This is a genomic window from Rossellomorea aquimaris, assembly GCF_001877785.1.
Classification (GTDB): Bacteria; Bacillota; Bacilli; order Bacillales; family Bacillaceae_B; genus Rossellomorea; species Rossellomorea aquimaris_A.
On record NZ_MINN01000033.1, the window covers coordinates 20,429 to 42,265 of the forward strand.

A 21,837-nucleotide genomic window follows, 5' to 3' on the forward strand; every position below is an offset into this window, starting at 1 on the left:
TCTCCTCCAACATTTCAGGTGATGCCCTCAGTATATCTGCCTAATATGACTGTAAAGTGACTCGGAAAGTGACAATCTATTCACTTTGCCCATTCCTTTTATAAAATTTGATGGAGAACGCTGTGCCATCCCCTTTTTCACTCCTGACCTCGAGATCCCCGTGCTGACCGGTGATGATGCTGTGTGCCATCGCCAGGCCGATCCCGACGCTGTCATCCCCCGCATTCTTTCCTTTATAAAACCTTCTGAATATGTAAGGCAGGTCTTCTTTCGATATCCCCGGCCCGTCGTCGGCAATCGATATTTCCGTGAAAAGGGGGTTTTCCTCATATGAAATGGAAATCGTCCCGCCGTCCCCTGTATGTTCCACACAATTTTTCAGGATATTGATCAGTGCTTCTGCCGTCCAGCGCAGGTCACCGGTAAATGCTGCATCTTCCGTTCCGTTCACAATGAGGGTCTGCTCCTTGATATCCATCGGGATCAGCACCGGCTGTACGGCCCTGTCGATCAATTCACGCAGAGGGACCCGGTCTTTTTTAAACGCAATGGTCCCCGCATCGATCTTCGATAATTTCAGGAGCGACGAGACGAGCCACTCGATCCGTTCAAGCTGCACGCGGATATTCCCGGTGAACTCCGCGCGCTTCGATTCCTCAAGCGAACTGTCGCTCAGGAGGTCCGCCATCACCGTCATCGACGTCAGCGGTGTCTTCAGCTGGTGCGAGATATCCGACAGGGCATCCGTCAATGTCAGCTTGTCACGCTCCAGCTGAGAACGGCTCTCGGATAACATCAGCGTCACCTTGTAGATGTCATTTTTCAAAATGCTCAGCTCGCCTTCATGATTGTCGCGAAGATCGAGACTGACATCCCCGCTGCTGATCTTTCTGAGGTATCCCGACAGCTTCTCAATCTCACGGTAACGCCACCTTGTGAAAAACACACTGCAGAGAGCGAGCAGCAGAGACGTCATGAACACCATGCCTGCCGACTGGATGGACAGCAGAAATCCTGCAGCCGCGGTTCCGGCCATGGTGACAATCCCGATGACGATGAAAAACAGCTTGATCTCCCGGTTCCTCCACATCTCAATCACCCGCCTTATAGCCCATGCCGCGGATCGTCTTGATGATCTCCGGCCGCTGTGGATCGTCTTCAAGCTTCTCACGCAGCCGCTTGATATACACGGTCAGCGTGTTGTCATTCACAAAATCACCGGCGACATCCCATATCCGGTCGAGCAGCTGCGCCCTCGTCAGCACCTGTCCGACATGGTTGGCAAAGATCAGCAGCAGCCTGTATTCAAGGGCGGTCAGCACGACTTCCTCTCCATGCTTATAGACCTTCCCCTCAAGCGTATGTATGCGGATGTCCCCGATTTCCAACCACACATTCGGCTGGGCCGGCTGCTTCTGATATCGCCTGAGCACCGAACGGATCCTCGACAAGAGCTCACGGATACGGAACGGCTTCGTAATATAATCGTCCGCCCCCATATCAAGCCCCATCACCACATTCACTTCATCATCCAGCGCCGTCAAAAAAATCACCGGCTTATCCCCCTGCTTCTTCACCAGCTCACACAACTCATACCCGCTCCCATCCGGAAGTGACAAATCAAATAAACACAGATCAATCCCGTCAAGGCGGTCCCGAATCTCCGCCTTCGCGGACCCCGCATCATAACAAAGAACTGTCTCAAAACCCTCCTGCCGCAGCGAATACTCAAGCCCCGCCGCAATCGTCCGATCATCCTCCACAAGCAAAATCCTCACACCAAACACACCCCAGCCTCAAATAAAAGTTACCCATATCTTACCACGGGAATGGGTCGGGGGGACAGGTACCGTGACCCGGTTTGAGACGGGGCCGGGTTTGGCGGACCGGGGAATCCAGACGGGTTTTAATTAGAATTTTTCTAAGCTGCTCATAAACTTGGAATGCGGCCTGTATTTTTGGAATGTGGCCCGTAAATCTGGAATCTGGCTTGTATTTTTAAAACAGTGTCCCATAAACCTGAATAGCGGCCTGCATTTATACCCCTTCGCGTCTCAATCGTCCTCCTCGCATAATAAAAACTGCCCCACCACGTTCTCAAAAGATTAATTTGTCTATTTTAACTATAAAGCCGGGGAAAATATATCGATTTCCAGTCAAAAAAAGAACCAGGGGCTCTCCCCCGGTTCAATCAATTCCCTTCCTTCAAAACCGCCCTCCGCGCAAACACAACCCCCGCGGCCAGGGACACCATCACCGTCGTAATCGACCCCTGGATCCCGGTGAACCCATTCTCGCCATCCAAGATGAACATCGTCTTGAGCCAAACGATATCAAACAGGAAGCCGATCAGGGTGAGGAGGGCAGCGCACGCTATAAAGGTAATCGTGAATATTTTCCAGAATATCATTTCATCAACACCTCACATACTTCCGCTTAAACCCAATCCTCCCCCCGTCAACCTGCTTCTGAATCTCCTCAGATGCATTCAGGATACTCGGCTTCTTCCCATCCCGCTTCATCTCAACCGGCCCCATTTCCTCTGCAATCTCAACCGCCTTCTCATGCAGCGCCACATAGGAAACTGCGACCGTATACACGAAATTATTCATCGCGGATTTCGCCCGTTCCGGCGCATCATGGATGGTCTTTTTCACCGTTTCAAGCATCCCCTCAAGCTTTTCAATGGAAAATTCCTCGTCCTTCCGGTTCCCGAGCAGCCAGCAGTAGCAGCTCCAGCCTGCCGACATCCTCAGTTCTTCCCCGCTAGCAATCCATTTATCGGCGACTTCCTGTGCAATATCCGCCTCTGCAAGCGTCACGGACACCACATTATCAGACAGCATGTAAAAATAAGCACCGTCCATCCAGCGGTCAAAATCCACCTCGGTCATCGCCTTCGGATCGGCGATGATGCCCGCAAAGTACATCGCATCATAGTTCCCGGTTGCATACAGCTCCTCCGCCAGCCCCTGATTCACCTTGATTTTCTTCGCCAGCGGCTTCATCGCACCCGTCGCCACGCCGAACACCGGCTCCTTCGCTCCGTTCGATATATACATCTTCTTCATCCGTTCCTTGCCTAGTGCTTCAAGCTCCCTCATCACGGTACCGGCATCCAGATTCTCGACTCCTTCTCCGGCTTTCCCGCCTGTATCACCTTTCTTGTCTCCCGCAAAAGAAAGTCCCTTCTCGCCAAGAACTTCCTTCAACATCCTCACCGCTTTTGGCCCTACCCCGTGAAGCTTCAGGATCTCCTCCTCTGTCACTCCGGTAAACTGCTCCAACCGGTAAAACCCAGCATTGTGAAGTCCCCGTTCTGCAGGCTTGCTCAACTTCGGCAACTCACTTTTCGGTGCTGCTTCATTAGTCATATCGACTTCCTCCTCATTCATTATCCATTTAGTAGTAGTATTCTCTTCCCGTTCTTTTTTTCCTCCATAAAAAAAGAGCCGCCTGCCATAACAGCCCGCTCAACCGCTCACTCCCTGTGCCCATTCATCCACCCAACCGCATACTCCACCATTTCTCTCATCGGCATCAAATAACTTTTTGCCTCCCCGACCTTCCCTTCCATCACTCCACTCGTATCCTGGCTGTAATCCTCAAAAATCCGATCGAAATCATCCGAGTCATTGTTGATGTCCCGATAGGTTGTCCACACTTCTTCCTCACCCTGCTTCACTTTTACATCCCATATCTTTTCCTTCACAAAACTGTTCTCCTGCCTGTATTCGGCAAGATGCAGGGACGAATTCGAATCCGCCGGCGCACCGAGCAGCAAGATCCTGCCGTCAAGTTCATACAGTTTCCCAAGCGGTGACCTTTCACTCAGCGCGAAATCCATCCCATGGTTTTCCGTTATGTATGCTGCATCCTTCCCCCATGCCGCAAACGAAGTATGGGGGTGGGCGCTCCTGAATACACCGTCCTGCTTCCTGAACGTTTCCGGGATGAAGCCCATATAGCAGGTCGGCGTCAAGTCGGAATGATACACCGGCATATGGTCCCGGATGACCCGCATCTCTTCCTCGCTTAAATCCCCCTCGTATTCAGAGGGGTCGCACAGCTGCTCGGTCTGGGTGGGCATCACGATGTTCCCTTCCGCACCGACGGCTTCCTCGAGGGCCATGATGACAGAAACCGGACCCCCGATCACTCTCCCGACCGACTTCAATGAAGAATGCACCATGACCGTCATTCCTTTTTTTACACCCAATGCCTCCAGATCCTTCTTCAGCTGATCCTTCGTGATGAGTTTCCCCTTCTTCATGAATCTCTCCACCCCTCAAATCTATGACTCTCTCCATACTAACATATTATTCCATCCCCACTTTTAAAATAAATGCCCTGCCGCCAAACATGTTACAATGACAATAATCAGAGAATTCATACAAAACGGAAGGAGCCATCACCCATGCACCCGTCAGAATTAAGAGCCAGAATCAGAAACGGTACCCATACTACCCACACATCAGGCGTCTCGCAGGATTATGTCCAGGCAAACCTGGTCGTCCTTCCAAAAGAATACGCCTTCGATTTCCTGCTCTTCACCATGAGGAACCCGAAATCCTGTCCGATCATCGAAGTGCTCGAGGACGGTAGATTCGAATCCAACTATGCCAAGGGATCGGATATCCGAACCGACATCCCCCTCTATCACGTCTATGAGAATGGCAGATTAACAGATAAGAAGCAGCGGATCGACGACTGCTGGAAAAAGGATTTCGTCAGTTTCCTGATCGGCTGCAGCTTCACGTTCGAAAGCCAGCTGATCAAAGGCGGCATCCCCCTTCGGCATATTGAAGAAAATAAAAATGTGGCCATGTATAAGACGTCAATCCCAACCGAAAAAGCGGGGGTGTTCGAAGGCCCGACCGTTGTCTCATTGAGGCCGGTTCCCGATTCTCTTGTTCAAAAAGCAGCGGACATCACGTCCCTGTTCCCTGAAATGCACGGCTCCCCGCTTCATATCGGCGACCCTCGCGAGATCGGCATCGGGGATGTGACCAAACCGGACTTCGGTGACTTTGTCGGAATCAAGGAAGGCGAGACCCCGATGTTCTGGGCATGCGGCGTCACCCCGCAGGCTGCCGCCCTCCAGGCGGGAATCCCCTATATGATCACACACGCCCCAGGGCATATGTTCGTGACGGATTGGAAAAACGAAGAGTATCTAAAGTCCAACTAACAAAGGCCCGTCCCGCACCCCGGTAAAGCATCACCGCAGTGAGGGACGGGCTTTCGCGGGCCAGGGGGCAGGTCCCGCTCACCGGGCCACTGGACCTGTCCCTCTGGCTCATTCTAAGGTTCCTCGACAGGCATAATCTCCTCCCTCAACCGATATCTTATAGAAACTACACAAATTCTAATGTGAGGAGAATGAAGGATGAAAAAAATCATTCTGTTTGCTGACCCCGGCATCGATGATTCCGTGGCGATCATGTATGCGCTGCGGAATCCTGAGATCAAGGTCCTCGCGATTGTTTCAAGCTACGGGAATGTAGACAAAGAACAAGCCACAGACAATATCGCCTATCTTCTGAAACTCGCCGGAAGGGAGGACATTCCGATCATCGGAGGCACCAATGCCCCATCATCGGGTGAAACGCCTACGTATTATCCAGAAATCCACGGCAAGGAAGGACTCGGCCCCATCCGTCCGCCGGAAGACCTTCAAGTAGAACTGACCAATTTCTCGGAGCTTTACACGATCATCAAAAATAACCCTGGCTTGACAATTGTTGATGTCGGCAGGAATACGTCACTTGCTGCCCTCTTCCTTTTAGGTGAAAATCTGACTAAAGATGTCAGCGAATTCTATATCATGGGAGGCGCTTTTTTAGTACCCGGGAACGTGACTCCTTTGGCCGAGGCCAATTTCTACGGTGATCCGACCGCTTCCAACCTGGTCATGCAGAACTTCGACAACCTCTACATTGCACCACTCAACGTCACAAACAAAGCAATCATCACGATGGAACACGTAAATACGGTACTCGACATGACCGATCACCCGCTCGTCCAGATCCTCGACGATGTCATGGAATACTATATTGAAGCGTACAAAAAACTCATCCCGGGTATCGGAGGCGCTCCCCTTCACGACGCCGTCACCCTCTCCCTCATGGTCAACCCTTCAATGGGCAAAACCATCCGCAGGGAAGTCGAAGTCTTCACCGGAGTCAGCGGAATGGGCACCTCCAGCGCCGACTTCAGAGTCAGCTCCAAAAACGCCGAAAAAAACATCAACATCTTCCTCGAACTCGACTACGAAGCCTTCCTCAAAGACTTCATCCAAGTCATGGGCGGTCCGGGAAAATGAGCCGCGGGGACATGAGCCGCGGGGACTGGTACCGCGGCCCATTTAATGGGTCAGGGGTGGGTCGGGGGGACAGGTACCTTGACCCATTTTCAGGAGCGAACTTCCGGTTCACAAGTAAAATACAATTACACACAATTAAGGCCCATCCCTCCTTCCAGCACCTCAATGGGGATGGGACTGCCGCATATAAACACAGCTCATTCTTTTTTCCATTCATAAAGAATATCCGGCAGATTCTCTTCATTTTCATGTCCTCTGCCTATGATCTTAAATCCATGCTTCTCATAGAACCGCCGGGCTTTTTCATTGATTTCAAATGTATAGCCTCAACACCCCCGTCGATTGTACTTTCGCTCGATTGAGAAGCCTTTCTCCAATCCCGACCCCTTGATAACCCGTATGAATGTAAAGCTGATTTATTTCAGACTCATTGTAGGCCACCATTCCGACCACCTTATCATCCACAAGCGCCAGTTCAACCTGGAATCCTTCAGCAAGTGTATGATTCAGAAAGTGTACATGATTGTCAAAACTATGAATCTCTTTCTGCCCGATCGCTTCATGCTTGCTGTCGCGCCACATTTTTACAGTCCTTTCAGCATACTCCGGCTGATAGGGAACCATCACAACCTTATCCAAGTCCATCGGTAAACCCCTTTCATTTACGTTAAAAGCCCGTCCCTCAACACGGTAAACCACTACCGTAACAAGGGACGGGCCTTCAAAAGTCACGACCAAAAACGAATGACCCCCAGTGTCAGCAAGACAACTGTGGCCACTGCGAACACGACGCCGAAACCCACCGGGATCTTACCTTTTTCCCGATAAGAACGGATTGCCGTTTCAACACCGGTGATCAACCAGAAAAGTCCGATGATCAGCCACGACTCACTAAGATGCTCGGTCGCAGCCAGAAAAAAACCAGCCGCTATCAATATGATTTTTATGCCGAGAAAAAAACGTTTTAACATAAGAACACTCCTGTCATCTTTTCTTTTTCATAAAAAAGATGTCTCCTACAAGAGCGCCTCCGCTATCAACTTATCAAACTTCCTGACATCGATCCCCTTCTTGAGCTTCACCTTGATATGCCCGGCCTTCGTCCAAAGCTCGACCTCCGCATTCACATCAAGAAAGCTCCCTGCATTCTCCGTCGACCACATCAGAACAGAAGAATACGGCAGCGAATACACTTCCACCTTCTTCCCGGTTATTCCCTGTGAATCCCTGACAATCAATCTCTTATTTGTAAAAATGGCACTGTCACGAAACGTCTTATACGCAGCAACCGCTTCTTCCCCATTGACAAGAAGAGCCGTTACATCATCCGGTACCGGACATTCCGATAACAGCGTCCATTCCAAAATACCTGTCGTTGCAGCCATTTGTCATCCCCCTTGGAAAATTTGGTTTACTCTATATCTATTCGACATGAATGTCGAAAACCCTTTTTAAAATCAGTCTGAGAGGATAAACATGCAGCGAAAAAGAGGTTGGGACATAACTAAAAAGCCGCCATATAAAGATGAACAATATGAGTATAAATTCTTTATACCGCTAATGATTTCCGTGCAAGACTACGCTTTCCGCGGGTAGCCCGTGAGCCTCCTCGGCAAGCCTGCGGGAAGAAAAGCGGAGGGGCTTTGAAAAGAGGCGGTGGGCATAAGGCGAATCGGCCACGAAGGCGTTCTTTGCCTTCTTGGCCGATTTGACTTATGACATGTGCCTCTAAGCCCCGCAGCTAGACAAATAGAAAAGCGGAAGCGGCTCGCCCAGAGGCGACAAGCATAAGGCGAGCAAGCCGGAAAGGCGTTCTTTGCCTTTTTGGCTTGCTTGACTTATGACCTCGAGCCTCTAGCCGCTGGAGCTGGACAAGTCTCACATAAGCTACTCTTCCCGCAGGAGTCTTCGTCTTGCACTCCAATCAACCGCTAGAAAGAGTAAAATCTAAATGTACTTGGAATAAATTAAAAACCCGAACTAATTTGCCTAGACTTGTGCAAACTAGTTCGGGGTTTAATCAGACTAAAACAATTCTGTCCCAGCCTCCATTAACAGTCCACTATTAAAAGTAAATTCCCCATGGTATATCCTAATCTTTCTTTCTCACATTCACTAACTCGAAACGCTCACAGACCAACATCATATCTTCCGAAAATTCCATCCCCGCATCATTTAGCTCTCTAGTGAAGAATCTTTCATGCGCTTCTTTCCAATATTGATAGGTTCTGTCTCCTTCACCTTCCGCAATCGCAAAATCCTCCGGAACCTCGTTCATCGGCATGATTTTCACATCCACCGTTTTGATGATCGCTAAAGGTTCATCCTTACTGCTTAAGATAATGCTGTAATCTTCATCGGTTGGTAAAGGCTCATTTTCCATTTCATAAAAAACCAGGCCAGAACATGTGGCTGACTTCACACCATCTATGACCAATTGAGCTAAATGGTCCGGCTTGGCCCCGAATTGCCATGCACTTACACGTAAAGGCTTTTCTTGCCCTTTTGACTTCCAAAATTCATCCCAATAAATCTGCGATGCCTCATTCATATTTTTCTCTCCCCAATCATTTTATAGTCAAACGTAATCTTTTTGGCCAAACTTCTCAATACAAGAGCGATAATTCCCCATCACCCCAACCAGCTTCACCCGTAAATCCTCCAGCCATCCAGGATGACCGCCGCCTTCCTCAATATCAACAGCCCTGATCAACCTGGCAAGGGAAATCAAATTGTGCATCCTCTCGAAACCAGATGCCGACTTAAGTATATCCAGATCGAGATCCGTTTCACTCTCATAACCTTCTATAAATATTTTGGTCACCGGATTTTCCATCCCTTAATGCATACACAATATCCGCGGCATACCAATGTACCGATGAGTCATCAAAATCAAGCTTTCCGATTATTTCATGATCAAACATCACATTGTCCAGCTCAAAATCATAATGGATGAGCCCGTAATGTTCTTTTGATAAGCTCAACCCGTCTGCCCATTCAAGCAGCCTGTCACACTCTCTATGCGCGGCCAGTTCTTGCTTCGGAAGGATATCTTTTGCTGCTATCAAACGTTCTTTCAAGCTTGGGCGATTCACCCTGAATCCTTCAGGCAGCTGTTTAAGATGTTCATGAAGATTTCCGAGGGCCTTCCCCCACAGATATACCTGCCGTTCTGTCATCTCTTCCAAATCAAGATGGTCACCTTCCATCGCTTCGAATACGACAGCATAAAACGTCCCTATATCAGTTTCCGCCACTTCGATATCATTTCCCTTTATTGATGGTACCGGTTTAACCACATTCAGCTATTTCTCCCCCAGATACCTAACAATGGCAAGCTCTGCTTCGATTGACGAATACTCCCTTTCTGAAGAATCATTAAATCTTAGAAAATACCGTTTTTCTTCTAAAGTAAATGTTAAAACAAAATTCGCACTCGCCCTCACAATCGCCACAGTGTCTTCGTCCACCCCCCACGGTTCAAGGATTTGCTGGATGAATGAATCTCCCTCTTCACTGTACAATCTGTTCATCACTTTTTTCATCGTACTTAATTTCATCATGTTACCGACTTCCCCTCTTATGATTATTGACAAAACTCAATAAGCACGGGGCTTTTTCTACATAAAAAAGGAGAGCCAAATCAAAAATCTTCGGCTCTCCTGTCAATTTTAAAGATGCTGGTGTAACGTTCTTAAGATGGAAGCCCTGCGTCCGTCCCATCCATTATGATCTTTTCACAACGGGGAAGGCGGACGAACTTATTGAATTAACAGACATACACCTCACCCCTTCCGATTAAAGTTACTATAATAATAAACTAGATAATTTTGGAAAACAAGAAAAACTTCTTTTATTCCCCTCTTAAACTCTTATACATTCAAACTCCCCCCTTACGCTCCTGACTCATATGCATCTGCTTCATCACACACCTCGCAATCGGCTGCGCAACCAGTAGCTCAATCCACAAAGCAATCCCGAAATTCCGCGGCCAAATATGAAGGAAATTCTCAATCGGGTCCATGCTGATTTGTTTCGTTCCGATCCAATTCCCGATGATGGACAACAGGATGGATAAAACCGTAACAGTAAATAGCGTTTCAAATAAAACCCTTGCATTGAATCCATCCGCCTTCTCCACAAATTTAGGCATCAGCTTCCCGACAACCGGTCCTGCTATCAGGGTGACACAAAAAATCACGACCACCCACATGATCGGAATGATCTTCAAGGTATCCGTGTATACGTCCATGCTGAACCCGCGTTCCAATCCGACGATGATCGGGGCAATCGTATTCACTGAAATAATGGATATGATCAACAAAAAGAGGATCCCTTCTTTTCCGTTCCTCGGCAGCCTTGTCTCTGTGTACATAGTATTTGTCATGTTCAACATCCCTTCTCTTTAGCACCTTGTCATTATAGCGATAGCGGGACTGCCTTCATAAGTGAACATTTTGTGAATTCCCCATAAAAAAGAGGTCTGAGCCCGGCTGCATCAGCACCCGAATTTCAGACCCCTCTTACTCTTTATTTAACCTACCCCTCCGTCAACACATCCTCCATCCGCTTCCGCAGCACAAACTTCTGGATCTTCCCGCTCGCATTCCTCGGCAGCTCCTCCACAAATTCATACTTCCGAGGACGCTTATAGTTTGCAAGACTATCACTATTCTTGCACCACTCATCAAGCTCCTCTTCCGTCACGCCCGGATCCTTCTTCACCACAAAAGCCGTCACACTCTCGCCCCAACGATCATCCGGCATCCCGACGATCGCAACGTCCAGCACGCCTTCATGGGCATGCAGCACATCCTCTACCTCGAGCGGATAAATGTTCTCCCCGCCGGAAATGATCATGTCATCTACGCGGTCCTTGATCCAAAGGTAGCCGTCTTCATCGAGATACCCGATATCACCTGAATGGTACCATCCTTTATGCATCGCTTTTTCCGACGCTTCCTCGCGGTTAAAATAACCCATCATCATACACGGCCCCTGAACGATGATCTCACCGCTTTCTCCCGGCGCAGCGAGTTCATCCGGATCACTCGGTCCGTTTTCGTTCGGCTTCACGACCCTGATTTCATGGTTGAGACATGCCTGCCCGGCTGCCCCTGCTTTCCGGAGCTGGTCATCTTCAGATAAAAATGTGATTGCCGGCCCCATCTCTGTCATCCCATATGCCTGTACAAGCTTGATACCAAGCCGTTCGTGGCATGCATGGACAAGTGACGGTGCCATCGGGGCTGCCCCGTAGAGTCCGAGTTTCAGACTTTCAATATTGTAGTCTGCCAGATTTTCCTGCAGAATCATATTCCACATCGTCGGCGCGGCGAAGAACTTGGTGATTTTTTCTGAATCAATCAACTCAAGCACTTTCTTCGGATGGAACTGGTGGAGGATGACATTGCTGCCGCCGGCATGAATCCTCGGAAGGAAGGCGCAGTGAAGCTCGGCACAATGGAACATCGGCGCTGTCACGAGCCCTACATCGCCTGCCTCCAGTTTCGTCGCACCAATGACGGAAAGGCTCTGCTCCGCCATGCTCCTATGCTTATGCATGACACCCTTCGGACGGCCGGTCGTCCCGCTTGTGTACATGATCGCGTACAGGTCGTTCTCATTGACTTCCGCTGCGACTGCTTTCGGTTCCGCCGCCTTCACGTTCTCATGATAGCTCGCGGCATAGTCAGGTGCATCCTCGTCTATGAACCAGAACGCAGTATGCGGGAACCGGTTTTCAATCGAAGCAATGACAGGCTCGACCGCCTTCTCAAACAGGACGACTTTCGGGGCGGCATCACTCAGGATGAACGCCACCTCTTCTGCCTGCAGCCGGAAATTGATCGGATTGAACACCGCACCGATTTTTGCGCATGCGAAGAATGCGGTCCCGAGCTCCTCGGTATTGAACATGAACGTCGACACCCTGTCCCCCTTCTTCACACCCTCCGCCATCAGCGCATTCGCCAGCCTGTTGACCTCATCACTCCACTCCTTGTATGTAAATCGGAGATCTTTCCGTACATCATAAAGGGCTTCCTTGTTCGGGGACTTCATTACCGTCAGGTCAAAAATCCTGCCAATCGTCGTACTCATTTACATTCCTCCCTGGGATAAGTTTGAACGATCTACACCTGCCGCTGCTTCGTGTTGTTTACATTACACACTATTAGAATATTCTGCAAATTAAACCCAAACCCTTTTCATTTATAAGAGAAACTTTCCTGCGCATATGGTAAAATTTAGACAACAATTCATAGAAAGGGATGTTCGTATGGAAGTCATCCTTGCAAGCGCGTTTTCAACCTTGATCATTGTCATTATAGTCTTCTCGATGATTAAAGTACTGATGATCGCTTATAAACGAAATGAAATTACCTTAAAAAAACTCATCACCTACTCGGTTGCTGCAGTTATGACCGGTCTGATTGTTGCTTCTCTTTTACCTTTCGGGTATGAAAAAATTTTCACTCTAATCACTTAACAAAGAAAAATGGGTCAAGGTACCTGTCCCCCCGACCCGTTCATTTATCCCGCACTCTCCACCATTTCTCCCCCACCGCATACACCAGGATCATCAGCACGCCGACAACAAGCGCGACAGCGAGCCCGATCAGTCCTGCGAGCCCGGCCCATCCCGTGACCGTCGCCTGAAAAAGAAGCTCGAATCCGAATCCTCCCAGGATGATGGCAAGCGGTACATTATACGGAAACAACTTCTTCCATAAAACAATAAGCATAAGTGTACAGGCACCCACTATTCCAGCAAATACCCACAGATCCTGATTCCAGCGATTTTCGATCCGCGACTGCATACCTTCAAGTTCGTCAGGGGTTGCATTCATCAGGCTGCCGAATGTACTTCCGGCAAATACCAGCCCACATAAAATCAATAGTCCCAACACCGTCCAGTTAACACTTTGAGCCGTTTTTTTCGCACTCAAGTGATCTCCCCCTTTGCGTCGTTCCTCCCATCCATCTTACAGGTAATTCCATAATAATCCAATTATTATTTTCATAAAAAAGAGGCCCCTGCGGCCCCGGCATAACTCAAACCTTCAAATGCAGTACATGCTGCGGTCCCTTTGGCCCCACATATTCTTCCCCTTCATCCTCAAATCCTGTCTTCAAATACAAACTGATCGCGGCTGTATTCCGTTTATTCACCCCAAGCACCACTTCATCGACCCCCGGAAGATGATCCCTGACGAATGCCGGCAGCAATCTCAGTCCTTTTTTTGCAAGGCCCTTGCCCTGGCGGCCTGAATCGATCGAGAACGACGTCAGAAGCCTGGCCTGCTCATTTTCACTATACTTATGCAGCTTCTCCCCGTCTTCCAATGCAAAATAACCGACCGGCTCTTCATCTTCCACTATCAGCACATGTGCTGTGTTATCAGAAATATGCTGATTATGTATCTTCTCCAGCGGCATACTCGTGAATTCCAGCTGCTTTTCCGGCAGATGGAAAGCCGACAACTGTTCCTTATATTTTCCGCTGTACTCTATCAGTCTGACTGTCCCCATGTCCATCCCTCCAACTTTCCCATCGCAGTTTTACAACTCAGCACTTCTTTAATACCCCCAAATACTCCACCCATGGTCCAACGTCATCCCTGTACCGGTTCGAAAACACCCTGACGATCTGGGAGATATGAGTCAAATCATGCACAACCCAGGTCGAAATCAGTTCGCTCGCGCTCACTTTCCCGCAAGCAGGATGAAGCCCTGTGGAATCAAGGGAGTGACCCTGTTCAGCGATCAGCCGTTTCAACTCAGCCACACTTGCTGATCTGAGCGAAGCAAATTCCGCCAGCTTCTCTTCTAGACTCCTCGGGGTGCCCGCTTCCAAATGTGAAAACCGGTCAAATACCGGAAACACCCTGCTCTCCCCCTCATGCAGAATCATCTTAAGCCTTGGAACCCAATTATTTTTCTCACCTTCGATTAAATGCCTGATGACCCCGTCCGCATTCCAGGTGCCTTCTCCTTCATCACATTCAACCCACCCTGCCGACAAACCTGAAAGCAATCCCTCCAACGTCTTCGGCGTCCTCTCCAGAATCTCGATTGCCTCATTCAGTTCGAAGTTCATAAGCTTCTCCCCTCTTAAAACCAACAATTGTATTTCAGTCATGCCTCAGGGGGTCACTTAACCAAACCAGCCCTCAAATTAACCCCAAACTCCATATATCCCTTCAAACAGCTCAACATATACACCCATCCTTCTTTATTATCCACCAGCTGCGCGATGAAGTTTTCATCTTTCTCATCGAAACCCTCTTCACTGACTTCCACGATGGTGCTATCTTGCTCTGAAGGAAGGAAGTTGATGGTGACCATACGGCCGCCTGCCCATTCGTACACAATTTTTTCATTCTCAAGGATCTCTTTGATCTCTATCTCGCCCTCGGCATTGTATTCTTCATACCTGAGGGTAATCATCTTCCCTTCTGACCATCTTTCTGAACTCGAAGAAAACCAGAAGTGTCCGATTTTTTCAGGATCGACAAAAGCCTCGAAGATTTCTTGTGCCGGTTTCCTGATGTTCATTTTCGTCGTATTGTTCACTTACCTCAGCTCACTTTCAGATTTGATTACAAGAAATTTGCCTCCTTAAACATTTCGCTAACGACCAAAGACTTTCCTACTAAAAAAATACGAATTCATTAAAACAGGCCTGTATATAATAAAGTGCACGTCCAAAAGCTTCACGCTTTTCATACGGAGTGCTGTCCAATATAATAGAAAGTAAGAATTTTCATAATTATTCTACTTCTTGTACGAATTGTCATTTTTTCAAAAAAGAAAGGGGAATGGGAATGGAAAACAATCACAGGCCAGATCGGAAAGAACACTCGGCAGCTTCGGGGCAATGCCCTGTTACCCACCACAAGGACACGGCGATCACGACAACGACGGATCCGCGGGGGACCACGAATAAAGATTGGTGGCCGAACATGCTGAACCTTGGCATCCTGCGCCAGCATGACCGGAAAGCAAACCCCATGGGGGAAGATTTCAACTACCGGGAAGAATTTTCGAAGCTCAATTACGATGCACTGAAAAAAGACCTCCACTCCCTGATGACGGACAGCCAGGATTGGTGGCCGGCCGACTACGGTCATTACGGTCCATTCTTCATCCGGATGTCGTGGCATGCAGCAGGTACATACCGCGAAGGTGACGGCCGCGGAGGCAGCTCATCGGGTTCACAGCGTTTCGCTCCGCTGAACAGCTGGCCTGACAATGTCAACCTAGATAAGGCACGGCGCCTCCTGTGGCCGATCAAACAGAAGTACGGGAACAAGATTTCCTGGGCCGACCTCCTTGTACTCACCGGTAATGTGGCCCTTGAGTCGATGGGCTTGAAGACATTCGGTTTCGGTGCCGGACGCGAGGATATCTGGCATGCGGAAGAGGATGTGTATTGGGGTACGGAGAAGGAATGGCTGGCGGACAACCGCTACTCGGGCGACCGCGACCTTGAAGATCCGCTTGCAGCCGTACAGATGGGGCTCATCTACGTCAATCCGGAAGGCCCGAACGGTGAACCGGATCCACTCGGCAGCGCCCGCGACATCCGTGATACATTCGGCCGGATGGCGATGAATGATGAAGAAACGGTTGCCCTCATCGCTGGCGGCCATACATTCGGAAAAGCCCACGGCGCAGGCGACGCTTCCCTTGTCGGCGATGACCCGGAAGCCGCGACGATGGATAAACAGGGGCTCGGCTGGCACAGCAGCTATAAGAGTGGAAAAGGCCGCGATACGATTTCAAGCGGTGTCGACGGTGCCTGGACGACGAACCCGACAAAATGGGATAACGGGTACTTCGACCTTCTGTTCGGATATGAATGGGAACTGACGAAGAGTCCTGCAGGTGCATCCCAATGGGCACCGGTCGATATGACGGAAGAACATATGGCGCCGGACGCCGAAGATCCGTCCATCCGCGTGAAGACGATGATGACGACGGCAGACATGGCCCTGCGCATGGATCCCGATTATGAAAAGATTGCCCGCCGGTTCCATCAGAATCCGGATGAATTCGCCGATGCCTTCTCCCGTGCATGGTTCAAGCTGCTCCACCGCGACATGGGACCGAAAGCGCGCTACATCGGGCCTGAGGTTCCGGATGAAGAGCTGATCTGGCAGGACCCGGTGCCGGCGGTCGATTATGACCTGTCCGACGCAGAAATTGCTCAATTAAAAGCAGCAATCCTGGATTCCGGATTATCCGTGAGCGAGCTCGTGAAAACAGCCTGGGCCTCCGCCAGCACATTCCGCGGCTCCGACATGCGCGGCGGTGCGAACGGTGCCCGGATCCGCCTCGCCCCGCAGAAAGACTGGGAAGCGAACGAACCGGATAAGCTTGAAAAAGTACTCGGTGTCTTCGAAGAGCTTCAAAGCGGTCTGGACAAGAACGTCAGCCTGGCCGACCTGTTCGTCCTCGGAGGATGTGCAGCAGTCGAAAAAGCTGCCAAAGATGCAGGCTTCGACGTCACGGTTCCATTCACACCGGGCCGCGGCGACGCCACACACGAGCAGACCGATGTCGACAGCTTCAAGGTACTGGAGCCGGTTTCGGACGGATTCCGCAACTACCAGAAGAAGGAGTATTCGGTCAGTCCTGAAGAAATGCTCGTCGACAAAGCCCAGCTCCTTGGCCTGTCCGCGCCTGAAATGACCGTATTAGTAGGCGGCATGCGCGCACTCGGTGCCAACCACGGAGGTACCGCACACGGTGTCTTCACAGACAGAGTCGGCACTTTGACCAACGACTTCTTCGTGAACCTCCTTGACATGGGCATCGAATGGAAACCGGCCGGCTTCAACCAGTATGAAGGCCGCGACCGCAAAACAGGTGAAGCCGTCCGCACGGCTACCCGCTTCGACCTCGTCTTCGGATCCAACTCCGAACTCCGGGCCCTCGCGGAAGTCTACGCACAGGACGACAACAAAGAGAAATTTGTCCGTGACTTCGTTTCAGCCTGGGTGAAGGTGATGGATGCAGACCGGTTTGATGTGAAGTGTAAATAAAATAAGAAAGTCCGGCCCCCGATGCAGAATGTTTCTGCTGCCGGGGGCCGGACTTTTATTTTAAGTTGGTATAAGAGGAGCCGATTCAAGAAAAGTGATTGATAATTTTAAAAAACGGGGCCTCCACCACCGTTCAAGACATTCTCTCAGGGCATTCCAGTCAAAAAAGGTGATTCTAACATTAAATAGTTGCAAATTGAACACCTTTCTAGCTGCAAAAAAGAATTTATTATCGATTTCCCGAAATTTATTATCGATATCTTTAAATTTATTATCGAAAATCGCAATCCTATTATCGAAATTGCCGGAACCGCTTTGTGCTATTGATTATCAAATCCTAAGCTTTATCAGCGAATAAACGTCATTAAAAACGAATGTGCCCTCTCATTGCCAAATGCCAGCCGATTTTATCACTCACCATAACTGCCTTCTCACTGCTCCGTCCCCCACCGATGCATCTCCTCCAACAACGGCTTCAGCGTCAAACCCTTCTCCGATATCGAATACTCCACTCTCGGCGGGACCTCATTGAACTGCTTCCGGTCAATCAGCCCATCCACTTCGAGCTCCTTCAGCTGCTGGCTCAGCATTTTATGGGTGATGCCGGGCAGGAGCCTTCTCATTTCGTTATACCGCTGCGTGCCGTCATAGGCAAGATGCCAAAGGATCACGGGCTTCCATTTGCCCCCGATCTTCCCCAGTGTATATTCAATCGAGCATTTCAGCTTCCCGTTTTCATCCACAGTGATCGAATCGCTCATCCCCGTCTCCACTCCTTACTTACCTTTTGGGTAGTATCTCTCCAAAAAGTGCATACTTTTGAGAAGAAGAATAACCCTCTATACTTATGATTGTCAAACAAATGAAGGAGGAATATTTAAAATGATGCCATACCCAAGAAACTTTTCACATATCGGCCTGTCCGTGCCGGACCTCGACAAAGCCGTGAAATTCTATACAGACGTATTAGGCTGGTACACGATCATGGAGCCGTCTGATGTCCATAACGACGATTCAGCCATAGGCCAGATGTGCCGCGACGTATTCGGTGACGAGTGGGAAACCTTCCGCATCGCCCATCTTTCAACAGGCGATAAAATCGGGGTCGAACTATTCGAATTCCCGCACAACGAACAGCCGGAAAATAACTTTGAATACTGGAAAACGGGAATCTTTCACTTCTGCGTTCAGGACCCCGACATCGAAGGACTCGTCGAGAAAATCGTCCAAAACGGCGGCAAGCAGCGAATGCCGATCCGCGAATACTATCCTGATGACAAGCCGTATAAAATGGTCTACGTCGAAGATCCATTCGGTAATATTTTTGAGATTTACACCCACAGTTATGAGCTGACGTATTCTGAAGGGGCTTACTGATCGAGGTTAATCGGAACAGCCCTCTTCCCACTGATGACCCAACCAAATTGGGAATGCCTGCCTAGACAAATGAGCACATGTTTAAGCCAGGCTGCCTTTAAAAATTACCACTTGCTCCGGATCGAAAAGATACCTCGCAAATACATTGATAAGTCTTCATTGGGAAAAGATAATCCTTGTGCTCTTAAAATGTATTTGAAGGGTGGCACAATTTTGACGATCAGGAGGATGATTATGGGTATATTAAGCGGCAATCCACAGGAAGAGCCTCTTCATTATGGTGAAGTATTCGGTACCTGGAGCTATTTGATGACGGCGAACGCTTCTGTTGCAAGTTATCAGATGCAGCTCAACCATGCCGGGGATGATGATCTGAAGAAATTGTTGAATGACAGCATCGAGGCCGGGCAGGAAGAAATCAAACAGGTACAAAAACTGTTGAAAGAAAATGGGATTGGGTTACCGCCTGCTTCACCGGAGCCTCCGAAAGCGTGTCTGGATGATATCCCGACAGGTGCCCGCATGCCGGATCCGGCAATTGCGGCGGCATTATCCGCCAGCATCTCTGCAGGTCTCGTCGCTTGCAGTGCGATCATCGGACAAAGCATCCGTGAAGATGTGGCTGCAATGTTTGGCCAATTTCACATGGCAAAAGCACAACTCGGGGCAAAAGTCCTGAAGCTCAATAAAGAAAAGGGATGGTTGATCCCTCCTCCGCTTCACAAAAACAAAAATGAACATTGCGAATAACCATTAACAAAAAAAGATTCTCAGGATCCGGAACATTCCCGGCAGCCTGAGAATCCTTTTTTATGGCTTCAAAATCACCTTGATACAATCATCTTCCTTCTTATTGAACAACTCATACCCCTTCGCCGCCTCCTCCAGCTTCAATGAATGAGTGATGATCGACGTTGAATCGATTTCTCCTTTGACGATCCCTTCATACAGAGGCTCCATATAGCCCCTTGCCGGTGCCTGCCCCATTTTCAACGTGACGTTCCTGGAGAAAAACGGGCCGAGCGGAAACATATTGTAGAGTCCGCCGTACACCCCGGTCAGCTGCACGGTTCCGCATTTGCGCACCGCCTTCGTGGCGATCTGGATCGGGCCGATTGTACCGCCCTGAAGCTTCAGTTTCTGCTCGACAAACTCAAGCGGAGACTTCTTCCCGTCCATACCGACGCAGTCGATGACCACGTCCGCCCCGCCTTTCGTCAACTCCTTCAGCGTCTCGCCCATGTCCTCGTACTGGGTGAAGTCAAAGGTTTCAGTTTTGTTCATTTTCCTTGAATGCTGCAAGCGGTAATCGAAATAATCGACCGCGATGACGCGTTCCGCCCCTTTTTTCCACGCAAACTGCTGCGCCATCAACCCGACCGGACCGCAGCCGAGGACGATGACCGTATCCCCTTTTTTCACGCCTGCATTTTCCACGCTCCAGTAAGCGGTCGGCAGGACATCGGACAGTAAGAGGATTTTTTCATCCTCCAGCTCGCAATTCTCCGGTACCAGAAACGGTGTGTAATTACCGTAAGGAACCCGCAGGTATTCAGCCTGTCCGCCTGGATAGTTGCCGAATTTCTCGGAGTACCCGAACAGTCCCCCTGAATCATAATGGGGGTTGGAGTGATCGCACTGGCTTTCCTGATGCTGTTCACAGTACGGGCAATGTCCGCAGGCCACCGTGAAGGGGATGATGACGCGGTCCCCCTTCTTCACTTTCGTTACGTCATTCCCGACTTCCTCCACGATCCCCATCGGTTCATGTCCGATCACATACCCGATCGGCAGCGGAAAATTCCCTTTGTACAGGTGCAGATCCGACCCGCAGATCGCCGTTGATGTGATTTTGACAATGACATCTTCTGAATCTTGAATGCGCGGGTCGTCCACCTTCTTGACGGCAATCGAATTCTTTCCTTGATACGTGACTGCTTTCATGATCTTCCTCCATTCCAGGATGTTATGAGGGTGGGTCCGGTCTCATCCACCATCACCCAGACGCCTCCCAAACAGCCCGCTTTTCGAAAAATAAACCCCCTTCGACTTTGAAGAGGGCCTGATTTTTTCATATTGTGCCCAGAGGGGAAGCGATTATTCTCAATGAGATCTCCGGTTCGGCGGCAGCGCCCAGTCATCAAACCGGTCAACCAGCGTCTGCAGCGAACGCTCCAGTTCCCCGCCTTTCAACATCTCGCCATGTCCCGTCACAGCCGTCTTCGGATGCAGAGCTGCCAATTTTCCTACAGAAGCTTCCGCAGCCTCCCAATCACTCGTAAAATAACGCGGCGGACCGCTGATTTCCTTCTTCTGGACCATCACCCGGTACAGCGATTCCTGTTTCACCGTCACAAATGCATCGCCGGCAATCAGCACGCCGTCCCCTTCCCGGTAAAAAGAAACATGACCCGGTGTGTGGCCAGGAGTATGGATCCATTTCCATCCCGGCATAAACGGGACATCCCCGTTTTCAGGGAGCATCCGGACCGATTCCGATACATCGATCCCGTGATGGGGATAAAATGGGGACAACTCACTGACCAGCCCGCCGTCAGCCGTCGGATCTCCCTTAGGATAATCCTTCTCCCCATTCAGATAGGGGATTTCGAACTGGTGCGCATACACCGGCACGTCCCATTCCTCCAATAGAGGCTGGAGCGCTCCGACGTGATCAAAATGCCCATGCGTCAACAGGATCGCTTTCGGCTTCCCACCGTGTCCGAAACGCGCTTCTGCCGCCTCCATGATCTTTTCCTTCGAATGAGGCATCCCGCAGTCAATCAACACCCAGTCACGGGACCCCGATCCACCGTAAAAACACACATTCACAATCTGATTCGTCCAATAATAGACATCCCTGCATACTTCCCTTCCCTCACCGCTTTTCACGCTAAAAAAAGGAAGATGCGTTTGGGAAAAATCATTATCCAATGGCTTCAAAGAGATAGCCCCCTTCACTTTTTTGTTCTGAAGAAGTGCCTGCCTGTCTCTTTATGTATCCACATTCTCCCCTGTGATTATGTGCTTTTTTTCAAAAAAAGCCCGGCCGCGGTACATGGACCGGGCCGGGCAGATTCATTT

Annotated in this window: 26 protein-coding genes and 1 pseudogene; 6 read left to right on the forward strand and 21 right to left on the reverse strand. The window is 49.7% G+C overall.

The features are described from left to right. Positions 1–76 precede the first annotated feature (76 nt). From BHE18_RS01240 to BHE18_RS01260, 5 genes are all read right to left on the reverse strand, one after another. Positions 77–1,090: a sensor histidine kinase gene (locus BHE18_RS01240; protein ID WP_071616943.1), complete on the reverse strand. Its 1,014-nt coding sequence runs from the start codon at positions 1,088–1,090 to the stop codon at positions 77–79. 1 nt (position 1,091) lies between these two features. After that, positions 1,092–1,778: a response regulator transcription factor gene (locus BHE18_RS01245; protein WP_071616944.1), complete on the reverse strand. Its 687-nt coding sequence runs from the start codon at positions 1,776–1,778 to the stop codon at positions 1,092–1,094. 413 nt (positions 1,779–2,191) lie between these two features. Beyond that, a complete protein-coding gene (locus BHE18_RS01250) occupies positions 2,192–2,410 on the reverse strand; it encodes a hypothetical protein (RefSeq protein WP_064567549.1) in 219 nt (72 codons plus the stop codon). Between the two features lie 4 nt (positions 2,411–2,414). Further along, positions 2,415–3,122 (reverse strand): DNA alkylation repair protein, encoded by a 708-nt coding sequence (locus tag BHE18_RS01255; protein WP_071616980.1) that lies wholly within the window; start codon positions 3,120–3,122, stop codon positions 2,415–2,417. A 359-nt stretch (positions 3,123–3,481) separates the two neighbouring features. Beyond that, positions 3,482–4,273, reverse strand: coding sequence for an aminoglycoside N(3)-acetyltransferase (locus BHE18_RS01260; RefSeq protein WP_071616945.1), 792 nt, complete (start codon positions 4,271–4,273; stop codon positions 3,482–3,484). Positions 4,274–4,387: 114 nt separating this feature from the next. Between BHE18_RS01260 and BHE18_RS01265 the strand changes: the two genes are divergently transcribed. Then, positions 4,388–5,191, forward strand: coding sequence for a putative hydro-lyase (locus tag BHE18_RS01265; protein WP_440480374.1), 804 nt, complete (start codon positions 4,388–4,390; stop codon positions 5,189–5,191). 198 nt (positions 5,192–5,389) lie between these two features. Then, positions 5,390–6,325, forward strand: a complete 936-nt coding sequence (locus BHE18_RS01270) for a nucleoside hydrolase (RefSeq protein ID WP_071616946.1) — start codon at positions 5,390–5,392, stop codon at positions 6,323–6,325. A gap of 197 nt (positions 6,326–6,522) precedes the next feature. Here the strand turns inward: BHE18_RS01270 and BHE18_RS01275 are convergent. The 9 genes and pseudogenes from BHE18_RS01275 to BHE18_RS01315 all read right to left on the reverse strand — a co-directional run bounded on the left by BHE18_RS01275 (position 6,523) and on the right by BHE18_RS01315 (position 12,427). After that, positions 6,523–6,970, reverse strand: a pseudogene (locus BHE18_RS01275) (N-acetyltransferase family protein). An 83-nt stretch (positions 6,971–7,053) separates the two neighbouring features. Then, positions 7,054–7,296 carry a hypothetical protein gene (locus BHE18_RS01280; protein WP_058298847.1) on the reverse strand — a complete coding sequence of 81 codons (243 nt, stop codon included), beginning with the start codon at positions 7,294–7,296 and terminating at the stop codon, positions 7,054–7,056. A gap of 45 nt (positions 7,297–7,341) precedes the next feature. After that, positions 7,342–7,710 (reverse strand): PH domain-containing protein, encoded by a 369-nt coding sequence (locus tag BHE18_RS01285; protein WP_071616947.1) that lies wholly within the window; start codon positions 7,708–7,710, stop codon positions 7,342–7,344. A gap of 707 nt (positions 7,711–8,417) precedes the next feature. Beyond that, positions 8,418–8,876, reverse strand: a complete 459-nt coding sequence (locus tag BHE18_RS01290) for an ASCH domain-containing protein (protein ID WP_071616948.1) — start codon at positions 8,874–8,876, stop codon at positions 8,418–8,420. Between the two features lie 27 nt (positions 8,877–8,903). Next, positions 8,904–9,149 (reverse strand): hypothetical protein, encoded by a 246-nt coding sequence (locus BHE18_RS01295; protein WP_071616949.1) that lies wholly within the window; start codon positions 9,147–9,149, stop codon positions 8,904–8,906. Then, positions 9,121–9,624 carry a phosphotransferase enzyme family protein gene (locus BHE18_RS01300; protein WP_071616950.1) on the reverse strand — a complete coding sequence of 168 codons (504 nt, stop codon included), beginning with the start codon at positions 9,622–9,624 and terminating at the stop codon, positions 9,121–9,123. Before BHE18_RS01300 ends, BHE18_RS01295 begins: the two co-directional genes overlap by 29 nt. A 6-nt stretch (positions 9,625–9,630) precedes the next feature. Continuing rightward, positions 9,631–9,888 (reverse strand): hypothetical protein, encoded by a 258-nt coding sequence (locus BHE18_RS01305; RefSeq protein ID WP_071616951.1) that lies wholly within the window; start codon positions 9,886–9,888, stop codon positions 9,631–9,633. A 317-nt stretch (positions 9,889–10,205) separates the two neighbouring features. After that, complete coding sequence (locus tag BHE18_RS01310; RefSeq protein ID WP_440480373.1) at positions 10,206–10,712, reverse strand: hypothetical protein; 507 nt, start codon at positions 10,710–10,712, stop codon at positions 10,206–10,208. Between the two features lie 152 nt (positions 10,713–10,864). Continuing rightward, positions 10,865–12,427, reverse strand: coding sequence for a fatty acid--CoA ligase (locus tag BHE18_RS01315; protein WP_071616952.1), 1,563 nt, complete (start codon positions 12,425–12,427; stop codon positions 10,865–10,867). Positions 12,428–12,605: 178 nt separating this feature from the next. On the opposite strand from BHE18_RS01315, the gene BHE18_RS01320 reads away from it, so the two are divergent. Continuing rightward, the gene (locus tag BHE18_RS01320; protein ID WP_071616953.1) at positions 12,606–12,815 is read left to right on the forward strand and encodes a hypothetical protein; all 210 of its coding nucleotides are present in this window, start codon (positions 12,606–12,608) and stop codon (positions 12,813–12,815) included. 40 nt (positions 12,816–12,855) lie between these two features. Here BHE18_RS01320 and BHE18_RS01325 read toward each other — a convergent pair whose 3' ends face one another. The 4 genes from BHE18_RS01325 to BHE18_RS01340 form a co-directional block, all read right to left on the reverse strand. Continuing rightward, the gene (locus BHE18_RS01325) at positions 12,856–13,275 is read right to left on the reverse strand and encodes a hypothetical protein (protein WP_071616954.1); all 420 of its coding nucleotides are present in this window, start codon (positions 13,273–13,275) and stop codon (positions 12,856–12,858) included. A gap of 106 nt (positions 13,276–13,381) precedes the next feature. Next, positions 13,382–13,858 (reverse strand): GNAT family N-acetyltransferase, encoded by a 477-nt coding sequence (locus BHE18_RS01330; RefSeq protein ID WP_235860231.1) that lies wholly within the window; start codon positions 13,856–13,858, stop codon positions 13,382–13,384. A 37-nt stretch (positions 13,859–13,895) separates the two neighbouring features. Then, positions 13,896–14,426, reverse strand: a complete 531-nt coding sequence (locus tag BHE18_RS01335; RefSeq protein WP_071616956.1) for a DinB family protein — start codon at positions 14,424–14,426, stop codon at positions 13,896–13,898. A gap of 53 nt (positions 14,427–14,479) precedes the next feature. Next, positions 14,480–14,902: an SRPBCC family protein gene (locus BHE18_RS01340; protein ID WP_071616957.1), complete on the reverse strand. Its 423-nt coding sequence runs from the start codon at positions 14,900–14,902 to the stop codon at positions 14,480–14,482. A 251-nt stretch (positions 14,903–15,153) separates the two neighbouring features. On the opposite strand from BHE18_RS01340, the gene katG reads away from it, so the two are divergent. After that, complete coding sequence (katG, locus tag BHE18_RS01345; RefSeq protein WP_071616958.1) at positions 15,154–17,376, forward strand: catalase/peroxidase HPI; 2,223 nt, start codon at positions 15,154–15,156, stop codon at positions 17,374–17,376. A 431-nt stretch (positions 17,377–17,807) separates the two neighbouring features. Here katG and BHE18_RS01350 read toward each other — a convergent pair whose 3' ends face one another. Beyond that, positions 17,808–18,137: a winged helix-turn-helix transcriptional regulator gene (locus BHE18_RS01350; RefSeq protein ID WP_071616959.1), complete on the reverse strand. Its 330-nt coding sequence runs from the start codon at positions 18,135–18,137 to the stop codon at positions 17,808–17,810. 124 nt (positions 18,138–18,261) lie between these two features. Between BHE18_RS01350 and BHE18_RS01355 the strand changes: the two genes are divergently transcribed. Continuing rightward, positions 18,262–18,753, forward strand: coding sequence for a lactoylglutathione lyase family protein (locus BHE18_RS01355; protein ID WP_032085867.1), 492 nt, complete (start codon positions 18,262–18,264; stop codon positions 18,751–18,753). 234 nt (positions 18,754–18,987) lie between these two features. Further along, a complete protein-coding gene (locus BHE18_RS01360; protein WP_032085731.1) occupies positions 18,988–19,503 on the forward strand; it encodes a DUF3231 family protein in 516 nt (171 codons plus the stop codon). A gap of 60 nt (positions 19,504–19,563) precedes the next feature. Here BHE18_RS01360 and BHE18_RS01365 read toward each other — a convergent pair whose 3' ends face one another. After that, entirely contained in the window at positions 19,564–20,697 is a 1,134-nt protein-coding gene (locus tag BHE18_RS01365) for a zinc-dependent alcohol dehydrogenase (RefSeq protein WP_032085730.1), read from the reverse strand. Between the two features lie 159 nt (positions 20,698–20,856). Then, entirely contained in the window at positions 20,857–21,696 is an 840-nt protein-coding gene (locus tag BHE18_RS01370; RefSeq protein ID WP_071616960.1) for an MBL fold metallo-hydrolase, read from the reverse strand. Between the last annotated feature and the right edge of the window lie 141 nt (positions 21,697–21,837).